Below are 16,547 nucleotides of genomic sequence, written 5' to 3'. Positions count from 1 at the left end.
TCCTTACAATTCCTTGTCCGATTAATACACACATTCAAACTCTGCTTTGGAGTTTACACAAAATTCTTGACACACCCTTTTGTCTCTCCTTCGGGCTCTATGTTAAAATAGAAGTATACAGGAGGGTTCATGGAGAATACATTTCAGCTTTTAATGAATCAGATAGCTTTGCCGGGGGAGTTTTTGCGGTCTCCTCTGTTTCAGGGGGCGGAGCTAGATTCGGTAATCCTACATGAAAAAAGTCGGATTTGGGATTTCACCTTTGTCTTTGACCAGGTTTTGCCGATTGCGGCTTATCGGATTCTCAAGCAGCAATTGACAGAGGAGTTTTCCAAAACTGGCAATCAGGCTCGTTTTCGGATTCGGGCGCGTGAGGTAGTTTTGGAGCCGAACTTGGTTGAGGCCTATTACCGGGAGGCTTTTGCAGAGGGACCTTGTTCAAGTCAAGGTTTCAAGTCCTTGTTCCAGGCTCTCGAGGTGGTTCTGGAGGGTCAGACGCTCTACCTGAAAGGAGCGGCCAATTTGGATATGGACCATTTCACCAAGAAATACCTGCCCTGTCTGGAGGAGGCCTTAGAGGACTTTGGTCTGGGCAAGTTGGCTTGTCAGCTTCAGGTGGAGGAGTCCTTGTCGGAGGTGGAGCGGAGCTTCTTTGAAGAGGAGCGGGCGCAAGCGCTTTTGGCGGCTCAGGAGTCTTTGGCGTCATTGGAAGAGTCCCTTCCCAAGGAATCTCCGGCTCCTGCACCGGCTTTTGAGTATGGGCAGCGGTCCGCATCGACCGAGGTTCTGGACAAGTCTAAGATTACGCCAATGATCGAGGTGCAAGGGGAGGAACGGGGACTGACCTTTGAGGGTTATGTTTTCGCCTTGGAGCACCGGGTTATGCGGACGGGTCGTGTTTTGATTTCCTTTAAGATGACGGATTATACGTCTAGTTTTGCCTTGCAAAAATGGGTCAAAAATGAAGAGGAAGCGAAAAAATTTGACATGATTCGCAAAAACTCCTGGCTCAGGGTCCGGGGGAATGTTGAACTCAATCAATACACGCAGTCTCTGACCATGAATGTTCAACAGGTGAAGGAGATTAGCCATCATCCCCGCAAGGATTTGATGCCAGAGGGGGAAAAGCGGGTGGAATTTCACGCGCACACCAATATGTCGACCATGGATGCCCTGCCAGAGGTTGAGGAATTGGTGGCGACAGCGAGTCGCTGGGGCCATGAGGCCTTGGCCATTACGGACCACGGCAATGTGCAGAGTTTTCCACATGGGTATAAGGCGGCCCAAAAGGCCGGTCTGCGTCTGATTTATGGGATGGAGGCGAATCTGGTTGAGGACCGGGTGCCGATTGTCTATCATGAGCAGGATATAGACCTGTCAGATGCGACCTATGTAGTCTTTGACGTGGAGACCACGGGACTGTCGGCGGTCTATAATGATCTGATCCAGGTAGCGGCTTCTAAAATGTACAAGGGAAATGTGATTGCGGAGTTTGATGAGTTTATCGATCCGGGGCATCCCCTGTCGGCCTTTACAACCAGTCTGACGGGAATTACCAATGACCATGTGCGGGGTTCAAAACCGCTTGAGCAGGTGCTGCGGGAGTTCCAGGATTTCTGTGGCGATGCAGTGTTGGTTGCCCACAATGCCACCTTTGACGTGGGCTTTATGAATGTCAACTATGAGCGACATGGTTTACCGATTATTAGCCAGCCTGTGATTGATACGCTGGAATTTGCCCGCAATCTTTATCCGGAATACAAACGTCACGGTTTGGGGCCTCTGACCAAGCGCTTTCAGGTTGCCTTGGAGCACCACCACATGGCCAACTACGATGCGGAAGCAACCGGTCGGCTCCTGTTTATTTTTATCAAGGATGTGGCAGAAAAATTTGGGGTGACCAATCTGAACCAACTGAACCAGCAGGTCATCAATCCGTCCTCCTATCAGAAGGCCCGGGTTAAACATGCGACCTTGTATGTCCAAAACCAAGTTGGTCTGAAAAATCTTTTCCAACTGGTTTCTCTGTCCAACACCCAGTATTTTTCAGGTGTGTCCCGGATTCCCAAGTCGGTTTTGGAAGATTATCGCGAAGGCCTGCTGATGGGGTCGGCCTGTCAGGAGGGGGAGGTCTTTGAGACCTTGCTTAGTAAGGGGCTGGACAAGGCGGTAGAAGTAGCGGCCCAGTATGACTTTATTGAAGTGATGCCGCCCGCCCTTTATGCGCCGTTGTTGGCCCAGGAGCAGGTGCAGAGTGAAGAAGAGATTCAAAACCTGATTAAGCAGTTGATTGAAGTCGGTCGCCGGGCTGGGAAGCCGGTGCTTGCGACCGGCAATGTCCACTATCTGGAGCCAGAGGATGCTATTTATCGGGAGATTATTGTCCGGAGTTTGGGGCAAGGAGCCATGATTAACCGGCCGATTGGCTATGGGGAGAAGGCGGAGCCGGCTCCTCTACCCCAGGCTCATTTCCGGACGACCAATGAGATGTTGGATGAGTTTGCCTTTCTAGGTCAGGATCTGGCTTATGAGATTGTGGTGACCAATACTCAGAACTTCAGTCGACAATTTGATGCGGTGGAAGTTGTTAAGGATGATCTTTATACGCCTTATATTGAAGGGGCAGAGGAAGAGGTAGCCCGCCTAACCTATGAGAAGGCCTTCGAAATGTACGGAAATCCACTCCCGGACCTGGTCGATTTACGGATTGAGAAGGAACTGACCTCGATCTTGGGAAATGGCTTTGCCGTGATCTACTTGAGCTCGCAAATGTTGGTGCAACGGTCCAATGAGCGGGGCTACTTGGTTGGTTCTCGGGGATCTGTCGGCTCTTCTTTTGTAGCCACGATGATTGGGATTACCGAGGTTAATCCTCTATCGCCCCACTATTACTGTCCAGGCTGTCAGTACAGTGAGTTTATCACGGACGGTTCGGTTGGTTCTGGTTTTGACCTGCCCAACAAGGACTGTCCTAACTGTGGCCAGCTCCTGAAAAAGGATGGACAAGATATCCCCTTTGAGACCTTCTTGGGCTTTGACGGGGATAAGGTTCCCGATATCGACTTGAACTTCTCAGGGGATGACCAGCCAAGTGCCCACTTGGATGTCCGAGATATCTTTGGAGCGAAATATGCCTTTCGGGCTGGAACCGTTGGTACCGTGGCAGATAAGACCGCTTTTGGTTTTGTCAAAGGTTATGAACGAGACTACCAAAAAATGTATTCGGAAGCCGAAATTGAGCGCTTGGCGATGGGAGCTTCAGGGGTCAAGCGAACAACGGGTCAGCACCCAGGGGGGATTGTCGTGATTCCCAACTATATGGATGTCTATGATTTCACGCCTGTCCAGTATCCGGCAGATGATGTGACGGCGGAATGGCAGACGACCCACTTCAACTTCCACGATATTGATGAAAACGTCTTGAAGCTGGATATCTTGGGACATGATGATCCGACCATGATTCGGAAGTTGCAGGATTTATCGGGCATTGATCCGCAGGAAATCCCAGCTGATGATCCGGGAGTGATGGCCCTCTTCTCGGGAACCGAGATTCTCGGTGTGACAGAGGAGCAAATTGGGACGGCGACGGGGATGTTGGGAATTCCGGAATTTGGAACCAACTTTGTTCGGGGGATGGTGGATGAGACCCATCCGACAACCTTTGCGGAGTTGCTGCAGCTATCAGGCTTGTCCCATGGAACGGATGTTTGGTTGGGCAATGCTCAAGACTTGATTCGCCAGGGCATTGCTGACCTATCCACGGTTATCGGTTGTCGGGACGACATCATGGTTTACCTCATGCATAAGGGGCTGGATCCCAAGATAGCCTTTACCATTATGGAGCGTGTGCGGAAGGGACTGTGGTTGAAAATTTCCGAGGAGGAACGCAATGGTTACATTGAGGCTATGAAGGAAAACAATGTGCCGGAGTGGTATATCGAGTCCTGTGGAAAAATCAAATACATGTTCCCCAAAGCCCACGCGGCTGCCTATGTTATGATGGCCCTCCGGGTAGCCTACTTCAAGGTCCACCATCCCATCTATTATTACTGTGCCTACTTCTCCATTCGGGCCAAGGCCTTTGAACTCAAAACCATGTCTGGTGGCTTAGAGGCTGTTAAGGCACGGATGGAAGATATTCGTGAAAAACGTAAAAACAACCAGGCTACCAATGTGGAAAACGATCTCTATACAACTCTCGAGCTGGTTAATGAGATGTTGGAACGCGGTTTTGTGTTTGGCAAGTTGGATCTTTACCGCAGCCAGGCGACCGAGTTCCTCATTGATGGGGACCAGTTGATCCCACCGTTTGTGGCCTTGGAAGGTCTGGGCGAGAACGTTGCTAAGCAGCTGGTGGCGGCGCGTGAAGAAGGGGAGTTCCTCAGTAAGACAGAGCTCCGCAAACGGGGCGGTCTCTCTTCAACCCTTGTTGATAAGATGAATGAAATGGGCATCTTGGGCAATATGCCGGAAGATAACCAACTCAGTCTCTTTGACGAATTGTTTTAGAATTGAAAATTAGAAAAGGAGAAATACATGGAAAATTTCGAAAATCTTTTGAAAAAATATGCTCATCTCTTAATCAAGCGCGGTTTAAATGTGCAAAAAGGGCAAATTCTGTTGATTAATGCGGAAGTGGAGCAGGTTGCCTTCACTCGCTTGCTAGTCGCAGAAGCTTATGCCCAAGGTGCCGGTCATGTAATGGTGCAATGGACTGATCAAGCCATCGAAAAAGAAGAATTGCTCCATGCGGAGGAGAAGTTTTTAACAGAGATTCCGGATTATGTGATCGCCCGCATGAACTATCAAATTGAAAATCGGGTTAGTCGCTTAGCTCTTCGCTCCATTGATCCAGACGGTCTGGCTGGTGTTCCGGGAGATCGGATGGCCATGGTTGTGAAAGCTGCTAGTCAGGCCCTAGCTCCACTACGTGAGGCTACTCAATCCAATAAGGTTTCCTGGTTGGTGGCTGCGGCTGCTGGTCAAGCCTGGGCTGAGAAGGTCTTCCCAGCTCTAGCTCCGGAAGCAGCTTTAGAAGCGCTTTGGGATCAAATCTTCAAGACTTGTCGGGTTTATGAGGCAGACCCAATCCAAGCTTGGATTGATCATGAGGAACGCTTGGAATCCAAGGCAGCTATTTTAAATGCGGAACAATTCACAGCCCTTCACTACCAAGCACCTGGAACAGACTTGGTTCTAGGACTACCAGAAAACCATCATTGGGAAAGTGCGGGCAGTCGGAATGAAGCAGGTGATTATTTCTTGGCCAACATGCCGACAGAAGAAGTTTTCTCGGCACCAGACTATCGCCGGGCAGATGGCTATGTAACCAGCACCAAACCGCTTAGCTACAATGGAACCATCATTGAAGGAATCAAGGTCCATTTCCAAGACGGTCAGATTACCCAGGTTGAAGCTAGCCGGGGTCAAGAAACCTTGGAAAAACTGGTCTTTGAGAACCGTGGAGCAAGATCCTTGGGAGAAGTGGCCTTGGTCCCTCACCAAAGTCCGATTTCACAATCAGGGATTATCTTCTACAACACGCTCTTTGATGAGAATGCTTCTAACCACTTAGCGATCGGCTCTGCCTATGCCTTTAGTGTGGAGGGTGGAACTGAAATGACCGTCGAGGAACGCCAGGAAGCTGGTCTCAACCAATCGGATGTCCATGTAGATTTTATGATTGGTTCCGGTGAGATGGACATTGATGGTATTCGTCCAGATGGTAGTCGGGTGCCAATCTTCCGTCAGGGAGAATGGGCTATCTAGGAGGTTCCGATGCTTGTATCGATTATAACTGGCTTTTTAACTGGACTGATTGCGACAGCCTTGACCGACCGTGAAGATCGGATGGGCTGTATGGGCAATATCTTGGTCGGTTGGGTTGGGTCTTGGCTAGGCCAGCTCCTGTTTGGGAGCTGGGGTCCCCGCTTGTGGGGGCTGCCCTTTATCCCCGCCATCTTGGGAGCCTGCATCGTCTTGGTGCTCTTTGTGAGACGCAACGATTTCCGATAAATTCGATTTTGAAATGACCGTTTACCTGTTTTTGGGGTAACGGTTATTTTTTGTTTTTAATGAAAGAAGAGAATCAGCCGAACTCTGTTTGGTTTGGGCTCAAGAATAGGGTATAATAGTAGTAAAAGATTCAGATGGGATATAGATATGAGGATTGCAGATTATAGCGTAACACGTGCTGTATTGGAACGCCATGGCTTTACTTTTAAGAAGTCGTTTGGGCAGAATTTTTTAACGGATACCAATATTTTGCAGAAAATCGTAGATAGCGCGGAATTGAGTCGCGAAGTCAATGTGATTGAGATTGGTCCAGGAATTGGGGCTCTGACGGAATTTTTAGCCGAGCAGGCTGCAGAAGTCATGGCTTTTGAGATTGATGAACGCCTGATTCCGATTTTGGGGGAAACCTTGAGCGCTTTTGACAATGTCCAAGTGGTTCAGGCCGACATTCTCAAGGTCAATTTGGCCGAGCAAATCAGCCGCTTCCGCAACCCCGACCTGCCGATTAAGGTAGTAGCTAACCTGCCGTATTACATCACAACGCCAATTCTGATGCATCTTCTAGAAAGTGGTATTCCCTTTGCGGAATTTATTGTCATGATGCAAAAAGAAGTGGCGGATCGCATCTCGGCGCAGCCCGGGACCAAGGACTACGGCTCCCTATCGGTCGCCGTCCAGTACTATATGGAAGCCAAGGTGGCCTTTATCGTACCACGGACCGTGTTTGTGCCTGCGCCGAACGTGGATAGTGCGATTTTAAAAATGACACGCCTCCCTCAATCGGCCGTGGAAGTCGCTGACGAGGACTTTTACTTTAAACTGGTCAAGGCCAGCTTCCACCATCGCCGTAAGACCCTCTGGAATAATTTGCAAGCCTATTTTGGCAAGGATCCAGAAACCAAGGACTGGCTAACACGCTCCTTGGAAGTGGCAGGCATTGCACCAAGCGTTAGAGGAGAAACACTGGGCTTGGCAGAATTTGCCAGCCTAGCGCGAGCCCTTGAGGCAGAGAAAGGATAAGAAAGAATTTGCAAGGACGCATTATCAAAGCCTTGGCTGGCTTCTACTATGTAGAAGCGGACGGGCAGGTCTACCAGACCCGGGCCCGGGGAAATTTCCGGAAAAAAGGCCAGACTCCCTATGTCGGAGACTGGGTCGAGTTTTCCGCAGACCAGCAATCAGAGGGTTATATTTTAGCCATTTCGGAGCGGAAGAATGAGCTCGTTCGGCCTCCGATTGTCAATATTGATCAGGCGGTGGTCCTGGTTTCTGTCCGGGAACCGGATTTGAATCTCAGTCTCTTGGATCGCTTTTTAGTCCTGTTGGAACACAAGGGGATTAAGCCTATTATCTATTTGACCAAAACCGATTTGTTGGAAGATTTGGGAGAATTACTGGCAATCCAGGAAGTCTATACCAGTATTGGCTATCCCATGGTTTACCAGTTGGAGGAACTGGAGCCTCTCTTGCAGGACCAGTTGACCGTCTTTATGGGCCAGACGGGGGTTGGTAAGTCAACCTTGCTCAACCGTTTGGCTCCAGACTTGGAGCTGGAGACTGGAGAAATTTCCTCGAGTCTTGGCCGGGGACGTCACACGACGCGGGCCGTAACCCTTTACGATGTCTTCGGTGGTAAAATTGCGGATACCCCAGGCTTCTCTTCGCTTGATTATGAAATCAATCAGGCCGAAGATCTCAATAATGCTTTTCCGGAAATTCGCAGGTTCAGCCATGACTGCAAATTCCGGACCTGTACCCATCGCCACGAACCGGCTTGTGCTGTCCAGCCGGCCGTGGAGGAAGGCGCGATTGCGGCCTTCCGTTATGAAAACTATTTGCAGCTCCTCAGTGAAGTGGAGCAACGTCGGGTGACCTACAAAAAGGGAGGAAAAAAATGAGAAAATTCTATATTGCCCCATCGATTCTTAGTGCAGACTACGCGAATTTTGAAACCGATATGAAACGGATCGAGGCGAGTGGAGCCGAATACGTGCATATTGATATTATGGATGGGCACTTTGTTCCCAATATTAGTTTTGGAGCTGGTGTTGTTGCTAGCTTGCGCCGCCATAGCCAGTTGGTGTTTGATTGCCATCTCATGGTCAGCAATCCGGAGGATCATTTGGAAGAGTTTGCGCGTGCCGGCGCTGATATTATCAGCATTCATGTGGAAGCGACACCGCATATTCATGGAGCCTTGCAGCGTATCCGCCAAATGGGGATGAAGGCTAGTGTTGTGATTAATCCTGGAACCCCGGTTGCTGCTATTGAACATGTGTTGGGCTTGGTAGATCAGGTCTTGGTGATGACGGTGAATCCTGGTTTTGGGGGCCAAGCCTTCCTACCAGAAACCCTGGATAAGATTCGTCAATTGGCGGACCTACGTCAGGCCAAGGGCTTGGACTTCGACATCGAAGTGGATGGTGGGATTGACGATCAGACCATTGAACTGGCAGCTCAAGCAGGAGCTAATGTTTTTGTAGCGGGTAGCTACTTGTTTAATGGTGGTCTTGAAGAGGGGATGGACAAGCTCCGTCAGGTGTTAACTGTGAATGACTAAGATTATGATTGTTGCAGGAGGGCCCTTGGGGCTCTCCTTACCACTTGAAGATCAAGTGACGATTGGGGTGGATCGCGGTTGTGTGGCCTTGCTGGAGGCAGGTCTCCCCTTGGATTGGGCTGTTGGTGATTTTGATTCCGTGACAGCGGAGCAGCGGGAGCAGATTTTTGTAGCTGCCAAGCACTGGGTGGAGTTGCCTGCAGAGAAGAACGATACCGATTTAGAAGTGGCCTTGCGGATTGTGCTGGAGCATTTTCCCCAAGGGGATGTGGTGGTCTATGGGGCCTTGGGTGGACGTTTGGACCATAGCTTAGCCAATTTATTCTGGCCCAGCCAATCAGAATTTATTCCGCTTTTGGAGCGAGTGCGCCTAGTGGATGCGGAAAATCAAGTGGTTTACCGAGGTACAGGCTGGCAGCAGCTGGAACCAGAGCCGGGTTATGACTATATTTCCTTCATGCCAGAACCAGCAACCTCGCTTGAGATTGAAGGAGCTAAGTATGCACTGAATGCTTCGAATTATTTTTTAAAAAAAATTTATGGATCCAATGAGTTCCTTGACCGTCCGATTGCTGTGAAGGTTGAAAAGGGCTATGTGATCATCATCTATTCACGGGATAGGGAGTAGTTATGGAAATCATTCTGATTCTTTTGGGAGCAGCCAATCTCTTCTTGACCTACCAGCTTTATCAGTGGCTGCGGGGAGGACGTGAGGAAGAAAAACGGGAGTGGGAGAACCACATGGACCGGATGTCGGACCAACTCGACTTCCGTTTTTCAGAATTGGCCAAGGATGCCCAGCTACGAGAAGGAAAGTTGGAACTCCAGCTGAGTGATCGTCTGGTCAGCCAACAGGCAGCCATCCAAGAAGAGATGCAAGTTTTGCGGGCCGAGGTGCGGAGCAGTTTGTCTCAAAGTCGTGAGCAGACCGAGCAGGGCATACGGCGCTTGCAGGAATCCAACGAAGCCCGGCTCGAAGCCATGCGCCAAACGGTGGAGGAGAAATTAGAAACAACCCTCCAAAGCCGTTTGCGGGCTTCTTTTGAAACCGTGTCCCAGCAATTGGAAAGTGTCAATAAGGGTTTGGGGGAAATGCGAACAGTTGCCCAGGATGTTGGCAATCTTAACAAGATTCTGTCGGGCAGTAAGAGCCGGGGGATTCTCGGAGAAATCCAGTTGGGTCAGATTCTAGAAGATATTTTAGCGCCCCATCAGTATGAGAAGGAGTTCGCCCTGGTGCCTGAATCGCGGAACCGGGTGGAATATGCTATCAAGTTTCCCGGCCAGGCTGGGGAAGCAATCTATCTGCCCATTGATGCCAAGTTTCCGCTGGAGTCCTACTACCGTTTGGAAGCAGCCTTTGAAGAGGGCGATAAGGATGCGGTGGCAGTGGCTCGTAAGGACCTGTTGCGAGCAGTTAGGGGCTTTGCCCGAGATATTCATAACAAGTACCTGGCACCGCCACGGACAACGGATTTTGGAATTTTGTTTTTACCAACCGAAGCCCTCTACGCAGAGCTGGTGCGGGAACCCCAATTCATGGACCAGCTGCGCAAGGAAGAGAAGGTGGTTTTAGCAGGTCCGTCAACGCTGGCAGCCTTGCTTAACTCTCTAGCTGTTGGTTTCAAAACCCTGCATCTCCAGAAGAATGCAGAGGATATTAGTTTGGTCCTGTCAGCCGTCAAAAAGGAATTCCAAAATTTTGGACGGGTCTTGGACAAAACCCAGGAGCAATTGCGGACTGCCAGTGGCAGTTTGGAACAGTTGATTGGTGTACGGACGCGGGCCATTGAGCGGAGCTTACGCCAGATTGAAGTTCAGGAAGAACTGGATTTAAACCAGTTACTGATGTGGACGGAGGAGATAGAGGATGAAGATTAATCACATGAAAAAGGATGAGCTCTTTGAAGGGTTCTACCTGATTAAAAAAGCAGATTTGCGGCAAACCCGAGCGGGGAAAAATTATTTGGCCTTTACCTTCCAAGACAATAAGGGAGAAATTGAGGGCAAGCTCTGGGATGCCCAAGAGAAAAATGTCGAGGAGTTTCAAGCTGGGCGCGTGGTTTTTATGCGTGGACGACGGGAGGTTTACAACAACACCCCACAAGTCAACCAGTTGGCCATGCGTTTGGCTCGAGCTGGGGAGCCAACAGACCCGAGTCTTTATAAGGAGGAACCGCCAGTTGACCCGAATCAATTGCGGGAGTATATTTCCGAATCGATTTTCCAAATTGAGAATCCAGTCTGGCAGCGGGTTGTCCGTGCTCTCTTCCAAAAACATGACCAGGCCTTTTATAGCTATCCAGCGGCTAAGACCAACCATCATGCCTTTGAAACCGGTTTGGCCTTTCATACCGCGACCATGGTCCGCCTGGCCCAAGCTATTGCCCAAATTTATCCGCAGTTGAATTTGAGTTTAATGATTGCAGGCATTTTGCTTCATGACTTAGCCAAAGTCATTGAGTTAAGCGGTCCTGACCAGACAGAATATACCATTCGTGGGAATTTAATTGGCCATATTGCCTTGATTGATGAAGAGATTACCAAGGTTTTGGTAGAGTTGGGCATTGACGACGAGAAGGAGGACGTGATTGTTCTGCGCCACGTTGTGTTGAGCCACCACGGCCTCTTGGAATATGGTAGCCCTGTTCGTCCCCAGCTTATGGAAGCGGAGATGATCCACATGATTGACAATATGGATGCGGGTATGATGATGATGACCAGTGCTTTGGAAAAAGTCGGACCCGGAGAAATGACCGCCCGGATTTTCGCCCTTGACAATCGAAATTTCTACAAACCGCAATTGAATAACTAGCTGCTTTCAAAAAAGCCGAACGTTTTTTCAATTTGTGTGATATAATTGTAAAAAATAGAAAACAGGTTAGGGAAAATGAAATTAAGAAGAAGTGAGCGGATGGTGGTTATTTCCAATTATCTGATCAACCACCCCTATGAATTAACGGGTCTTAATACATTTGCCTCCAAGTATCAAACGGCTAAGTCTTCTATCTCCGAAGACATCGTAATTATCAAACGGGCCTTTGAGGAGATGGAGGTGGGCCATATCGAGACCATTACTGGTGCCGGTGGCGGAGTCATCTTCAAACCCTCTATCTCTCAAGAAGAAAGTCTACAAATCGGGGAAGAGCTGCGGCAGCAACTCTCTGCAAGCAATCGGATTCTGCCCGGTGGCTATATTTACCTTTCCGACTTGTTGAGCAATCCAATCTTGTTAAAGAGTATTGGCCGGATTATTGCCAAGACCTTCCAGGATGAGCCGATTGATGCGGTTATGACGGTAGCGACCAAGGGAGTTCCCTTGGCCAATGCAGTTGCCAATGTCTTGAATGTTCCTTTTGTGATTGTGCGTCGTGATTTGAAAATTACAGAGGGCTCTACGGTTAGTGTCAATTATGCCTCTGGTTCCAGCTCTCGGATTGAAAAAATGTTCCTATCCAAACGGAGCCTGCCAGCTGGTAGTCGCGTCTTGATTGTGGACGACTTCCTCAAGGGTGGGGGAACCATCCGAGGGATGATCAGCCTGTTGGATGAATTTGATTCCAGTTTGGCTGGAGTTGCCGTTTTTGCGGATAATGCTCAGGAGAAGCGGGAAGCTTTTGATTACCGTTCCCTCTTGCGGGTGACCAAGATTGACGTAGATGCTATGCAGGTCGACGTAGAGCTTGGAAATATTTTTACAGAAAGTATGAATGAGGTTACAGAGTGAAGCAGTTTTTAGATAGGATTGACCAAAGTTCAATTTGGGTGCGAATTTTTATCCTAGCCCTTTTGATGGTGGTCTTGATGATGGGGCTAGTCATGGCCCGCAGTATGCAACGGAGTCAGCAGGCCAAAACAACGATTACAGCACCGTCTCAATCTTCCAGTTCCTCTAGCAGCCAATCGAAAGAAGAGAAGGCTCTTGAGGAAGCCGAAGAAGCGGTTAAAAAAGCCGAAAAAGAGCAGAATGAAGCCAACCTACGAGCTGCAAAAGAAAAGGTTGAAGCGTTAGCAGATGGGGATCAGAAAAATGAACTTCTAGATCGCTTGAAAGCTGTTGCTAACGCCCTTGGTTTGGATTTTGATGCCTTGACGGCTGCTTCTGCATCAAGCTCTCAGGAGAGCGCTGCTGAACCAGCCGCACCTGTTTCATCTGGAGCACCGGTTGCACCAGCGCCGGCCGCACCTGTAACACCGGCCTCTAGTCAGGTAACGACCTACGTGGAACAACCGGTAATACCAGCACCAGAATACATTGAACAACCGACTCAACCGGTTGTGACAGAAACGGTCCCAGTAACTCCTGTGGAACCGTCCGTACCTACGGAATAAGAGAAAAGGAATCAGCGCTTTTGGCAACAGAGGAGCTGATTTTCTTTTGCTTTTTTCCTAAAAATGTTTGACAGAGTCCTGGAGGTTTGGTATTATAGTTGACGGTACTTTTTACTTTTGGTCTCTCAAAAGTGTACAGAGACGTGCTGACAAATGTTGCAAAAGTACACCGCTTCAGGGCTGTCACCAGTGCCTGATATCCAAAAATAAAAAATTACAGGAGAATGTAGATGCCTACAATTAACCAATTGGTTCGCAAACCGCGTAAATCAAAAGTAGAAAAATCTAAATCACCAGCTTTGAACGTTGGTTACAACAGCTTGAAACGTGTTCCAACTCGTGAAAACTCACCACAAAAACGTGGTGTTGCTACTCGTGTTGGTACCATGACACCTAAAAAACCAAACTCAGCCCTTCGTAAATTTGCTCGTGTACGTTTGAGCAACTTGATCGAGGTAACTGCTTACATCCCAGGTATCGGACACAACTTGCAAGAGCACAGTGTGGTTCTTATCCGTGGTGGACGTGTAAAGGACCTTCCAGGGGTACGTTACCATATCGTCCGTGGTGCTTTGGATACAGCCGGTGTTAATGATCGTAAACAAGGTCGTTCTAAATACGGTACTAAACGTCCTAAAGGATAAGAAGGGGGATAAGAGAGAATGAGTCGTAAAAACCAAGCGCCTAAGCGCGAAGTATTAGCAGATCCACTTTACAATTCTAAATTGGTAACACGTTTGATCAACCGTGTTATGATGGACGGTAAACGTGGTACAGCGGCATCAATCGTTTATGGTGCTTTTGATCAAATTAAAGAAGCTACTGGCAACGATGCACTTGAAGTATTTGAGCAAGCATTGGAAAACATCATGCCTGTACTTGAAGTACGTGCACGCCGTGTCGGTGGTTCTAACTACCAAGTCCCAGTTGAAGTACGTCCAGAGCGTCGTACAACTCTAGGTCTTCGTTGGTTGGTACAAATTGCTCGTGCTCGTGGTGAGCACACAATGCAAGACCGTCTTGCAAAAGAAATCATGGATGCAGCTAACAACACTGGTGGAGCTGTTAAGAAACGCGAAGATACTCACCGTATGGCTGAGGCTAACCGTGCCTTCGCACACTTCCGCTGGTAAGAATAGGAGACAGGGCTTTACCAAGTACCTGGTCAAACAGAGATTATTCTTTTTGGTCAGTGCTTAGCCTGCCTATTATTCTTAATCCTTCTTTCTATTTTTGCATCAAATAGGAGAAGAAAATACAGTATACAGGAGAAGCGGGTGGGTCTTACCTATCTGCTTTTCTTGGAATATGGTATAATAATAAAAAAATAAAATATAGGAGAGACAAATGGCTCGCGAATTTTCATTAGAAAAAACTCGTAATATCGGTATCATGGCCCACGTTGATGCTGGTAAAACTACTACTACTGAGCGGATCCTTTACTACACTGGTAAAATCCACAAGATCGGTGAAACCCACGAAGGGGCTTCACAAATGGACTGGATGGAGCAAGAGCAAGAGCGTGGAATCACCATCACTTCTGCTGCGACAACAGCTCAATGGAAAGATACTCGTGTTAACATCATCGATACCCCAGGACACGTGGACTTCACAATCGAGGTACAACGTTCCCTTCGCGTTTTGGATGGTGCGGTAACTGTATTGGACTCTCAATCAGGTGTTGAGCCACAAACAGAAACTGTATGGCGTCAAGCAACTGAATACGGTGTTCCTCGTATCGTATTTGCGAACAAAATGGATAAGATTGGTGCGGACTTCCTTTACTCAGTAAGCACTCTTCATGACCGTTTGCAAGCAAACGCACACCCAATTCAATTGCCAATCGGTGCAGAAGATGACTTCCGTGGAATCATCGACTTGATCAAGATGAAGGCTGAAATCTACACCAACGACCTTGGTACAGATATCCTTGAAGAGGACATCCCAGCTGAATACCTTGAGCAAGCTCAAGAATACCGTGAAAAATTGGTTGAAGCAGTTGCAGAAACTGACGAAGACTTGATGATGAAGTATCTTGAAGGGGAAGAAATCACAAACGAAGAGTTGAAAGCAGCTATCCGTACAGCAACTATCAACGTAGAATTCTACCCAGTTCTTTGTGGTTCTGCCTTCAAGAACAAAGGGGTTCAATTGATGTTGGATGCGGTTCTTGACTACCTTCCAAGCCCACTTGATATCCCTGCTATCAAAGGGATTAACCCAGATACTGAAGAAGAAGAAACTCGTCCTGCATCTGATGAAGAGCCATTTGCAGCTCTTGCCTTCAAGATCATGACAGACCCATTCGTTGGTCGTTTGACTTTCTTCCGTGTTTACTCTGGTGTCTTGAACTCAGGTTCTTACGTTATGAATACCTCAAAAGGTAAACGTGAGCGTATCGGACGTATCCTCCAAATGCACGCGAACAGCCGTCAAGAGATTGAAACAGTTTACTCTGGTGATATCGCTGCTGCCGTTGGTTTGAAAGATACTACAACTGGTGACTCATTGACAGACGAGAAAGCTAAAGTTATTCTTGAGTCTATCAACGTTCCTGAGCCAGTTATCCAATTGATGGTTGAGCCAAAATCAAAGGCTGACCAAGATAAAATGGGTATTGCCCTTCAAAAATTGGCTGAAGAAGATCCAACCTTCCGCGTTGAAACAAACGTTGAAACTGGTGAAACAGTTATCTCTGGTATGGGTGAGTTGCACTTGGATGTCCTTGTTGACCGTATGAAACGTGAATTCAAGGTTGAAGCTAACGTAGGTGCTCCTCAAGTATCTTACCGTGAAACCTTCCGTGCAGCTACGCAAGCACGTGGATTCTTCAAACGTCAATCTGGTGGTAAAGGTCAATTCGGTGATGTATGGATTGAATTTACACCAAACGAAGAAGGAGCAGGATTCGAGTTCGAAAACGCAATCGTCGGTGGTGTGGTTCCACGTGAATTCGTACCAGCCGTAGAAAAAGGTTTGGTTGAGTCAATGGCTAACGGTGTTCTTGCAGGTTACCCACTTGTAGACGTGAAAGCTAAACTTTACGATGGTTCTTACCACGATGTCGACTCATCTGAAACTGCCTTCAAGATCGCAGCATCTCTTGCCCTTAAAGAAGCTGCTAAGACTGCTCAACCAGCAATTCTTGAACCAATGATGCTTGTAACAATCACTGTTCCAGAAGAGAACCTTGGTGATGTTATGGGTCACGTAACAGCTCGTCGTGGACGTGTTGACGGTATGGAAGCACACGGTAACAGCCAAATCGTTCGTGCTTATGTACCACTTGCTGAAATGTTCGGTTATGCAACTGTTCTTCGTTCAGCATCACAAGGACGTGGTACCTTCATGATGGTATTTGACCACTACGAAGATGTACCTAAGTCTGTACAAGAAGCAATCGTTGCAAAAGCAAAAGGTGAATAATCCTTAACGACTGCTTGTAAAAGTAGAAAAAGAGAGAACTGTGAAAGGTTCTCTCTTTTTTGGGCTCTTTGTCAAGTTGTGTGGAATCCCTGAAAACTGACAGTTTTAGGCTTTTATTATTTAGCTTTTTAATAAGGGTGTTGAGATGGTTTTAACGTCAATCCGAATCCGGCTTCTTTCGAATTTCTATGAGATGCTTTCCCTGTGGTGGGGG

At 48.1% G+C, this 16,547-nt stretch carries 14 protein-coding genes; all 14 read left to right on the top strand.

Annotated elements, in window-relative coordinates; all coding sequences use genetic code 11:
* The first annotated feature begins 129 nt into the window (after positions 1-129).
* The 14 genes from E5983_RS04970 to fusA all read left to right on the top strand — a co-directional run bounded on the left by E5983_RS04970 (position 130) and on the right by fusA (position 16,333).
* Positions 130-4,509, top strand: coding sequence for a PolC-type DNA polymerase III (locus E5983_RS04970; RefSeq protein WP_160332807.1), 4,380 nt, complete (start codon positions 130-132; stop codon positions 4,507-4,509).
* Positions 4,510-4,536: 27 nt separating this feature from the next.
* The gene (locus E5983_RS04965; RefSeq protein WP_160332806.1) at positions 4,537-5,769 is read left to right on the top strand and encodes an aminopeptidase; all 1,233 of its coding nucleotides are present in this window, start codon (positions 4,537-4,539) and stop codon (positions 5,767-5,769) included.
* Between the two features lie 9 nt (positions 5,770-5,778).
* Positions 5,779-6,015, top strand: coding sequence for a GlsB/YeaQ/YmgE family stress response membrane protein (locus tag E5983_RS04960; RefSeq protein WP_160332805.1), 237 nt, complete (start codon positions 5,779-5,781; stop codon positions 6,013-6,015).
* 147 nt (positions 6,016-6,162) lie between these two features.
* On the top strand, positions 6,163-7,035 hold the full coding sequence (rsmA, locus tag E5983_RS04955) for a 16S rRNA (adenine(1518)-N(6)/adenine(1519)-N(6))-dimethyltransferase RsmA (RefSeq protein WP_160332804.1): 873 nt from the start codon (positions 6,163-6,165) through the stop codon (positions 7,033-7,035).
* An 8-nt stretch (positions 7,036-7,043) separates the two neighbouring features.
* Positions 7,044-7,913 carry a ribosome small subunit-dependent GTPase A gene (rsgA, locus tag E5983_RS04950; RefSeq protein ID WP_160332803.1) on the top strand — a complete coding sequence of 290 codons (870 nt, stop codon included), beginning with the start codon at positions 7,044-7,046 and terminating at the stop codon, positions 7,911-7,913.
* Complete coding sequence (gene rpe / locus E5983_RS04945; protein ID WP_160332802.1) at positions 7,910-8,575, top strand: ribulose-phosphate 3-epimerase; 666 nt, start codon at positions 7,910-7,912, stop codon at positions 8,573-8,575. The genes rsgA and rpe overlap by 4 nt, the downstream gene beginning before the upstream one ends.
* A complete protein-coding gene (locus tag E5983_RS04940) occupies positions 8,568-9,203 on the top strand; it encodes a thiamine diphosphokinase (protein ID WP_160332801.1) in 636 nt (211 codons plus the stop codon). The genes rpe and E5983_RS04940 overlap by 8 nt, the downstream gene beginning before the upstream one ends.
* 2 nt (positions 9,204-9,205) lie before the next feature.
* A complete protein-coding gene (locus E5983_RS04935) occupies positions 9,206-10,456 on the top strand; it encodes a DNA recombination protein RmuC (protein WP_160332800.1) in 1,251 nt (416 codons plus the stop codon).
* Positions 10,446-11,390: a 3'-5' exoribonuclease YhaM family protein gene (locus E5983_RS04930; RefSeq protein ID WP_160332799.1), complete on the top strand. Its 945-nt coding sequence runs from the start codon at positions 10,446-10,448 to the stop codon at positions 11,388-11,390. The genes E5983_RS04935 and E5983_RS04930 overlap by 11 nt, the downstream gene beginning before the upstream one ends.
* Positions 11,391-11,465: 75 nt before the next feature.
* On the top strand, positions 11,466-12,302 hold the full coding sequence (gene purR, locus E5983_RS04925) for a pur operon repressor (RefSeq protein WP_160332798.1): 837 nt from the start codon (positions 11,466-11,468) through the stop codon (positions 12,300-12,302).
* Positions 12,299-12,907, top strand: coding sequence for a hypothetical protein (locus tag E5983_RS04920; protein ID WP_160332797.1), 609 nt, complete (start codon positions 12,299-12,301; stop codon positions 12,905-12,907). The genes purR and E5983_RS04920 overlap by 4 nt, the downstream gene beginning before the upstream one ends.
* Positions 12,908-13,137: 230 nt before the next feature.
* Positions 13,138-13,551, top strand: a complete 414-nt coding sequence (rpsL, locus tag E5983_RS04915; RefSeq protein ID WP_135038061.1) for a 30S ribosomal protein S12 — start codon at positions 13,138-13,140, stop codon at positions 13,549-13,551.
* Positions 13,552-13,569: 18 nt separating this feature from the next.
* Complete coding sequence (gene rpsG / locus E5983_RS04910; protein WP_160332796.1) at positions 13,570-14,040, top strand: 30S ribosomal protein S7; 471 nt, start codon at positions 13,570-13,572, stop codon at positions 14,038-14,040.
* Positions 14,041-14,254: 214 nt separating this feature from the next.
* Positions 14,255-16,333, top strand: a complete 2,079-nt coding sequence (gene fusA, locus E5983_RS04905) for an elongation factor G (protein ID WP_160332795.1) — start codon at positions 14,255-14,257, stop codon at positions 16,331-16,333.
* The last annotated feature ends 214 nt before the right edge of the window (positions 16,334-16,547 follow it).

The sequence above is a fragment of the Streptococcus danieliae genome, from assembly GCF_009767945.1.
Classification (GTDB): domain Bacteria; phylum Bacillota; class Bacilli; order Lactobacillales; family Streptococcaceae; genus Streptococcus; species Streptococcus danieliae.
Note: the sequence above shows the minus strand (reverse complement) of the source record. Positions and strands in the feature narration are given on the sequence as shown.

Excerpts from the sequence above, each read along its gene's own strand:
- E5983_RS04935 (WP_160332800.1), top strand. The coding sequence starts at position 9,206 with ATGGAAATCATTCTGATTCTTTTGGGAGCAGCCAATCTCTTCTTGACC.
- rpsG (WP_160332796.1), top strand. The coding sequence starts at position 13,570 with ATGAGTCGTAAAAACCAAGCGCCTAAGCGCGAAGTATTAGCAGATCCA.
- E5983_RS04970 (WP_160332807.1), top strand. The coding sequence starts at position 130 with ATGGAGAATACATTTCAGCTTTTAATGAATCAGATAGCTTTGCCGGGG.
- purR (WP_160332798.1), top strand. The coding sequence starts at position 11,466 with ATGAAATTAAGAAGAAGTGAGCGGATGGTGGTTATTTCCAATTATCTG.
- E5983_RS04960 (WP_160332805.1), top strand. The coding sequence starts at position 5,779 with ATGCTTGTATCGATTATAACTGGCTTTTTAACTGGACTGATTGCGACA.
- E5983_RS04930 (WP_160332799.1), top strand. The coding sequence starts at position 10,446 with ATGAAGATTAATCACATGAAAAAGGATGAGCTCTTTGAAGGGTTCTAC.
- fusA (WP_160332795.1), top strand. The coding sequence starts at position 14,255 with ATGGCTCGCGAATTTTCATTAGAAAAAACTCGTAATATCGGTATCATG.
- rpsL (WP_135038061.1), top strand. The coding sequence starts at position 13,138 with ATGCCTACAATTAACCAATTGGTTCGCAAACCGCGTAAATCAAAAGTA.
- rpe (WP_160332802.1), top strand. The coding sequence starts at position 7,910 with ATGAGAAAATTCTATATTGCCCCATCGATTCTTAGTGCAGACTACGCG.
- rsmA (WP_160332804.1), top strand. The coding sequence starts at position 6,163 with ATGAGGATTGCAGATTATAGCGTAACACGTGCTGTATTGGAACGCCAT.
- E5983_RS04965 (WP_160332806.1), top strand. The coding sequence starts at position 4,537 with ATGGAAAATTTCGAAAATCTTTTGAAAAAATATGCTCATCTCTTAATC.
- E5983_RS04940 (WP_160332801.1), top strand. The coding sequence starts at position 8,568 with ATGACTAAGATTATGATTGTTGCAGGAGGGCCCTTGGGGCTCTCCTTA.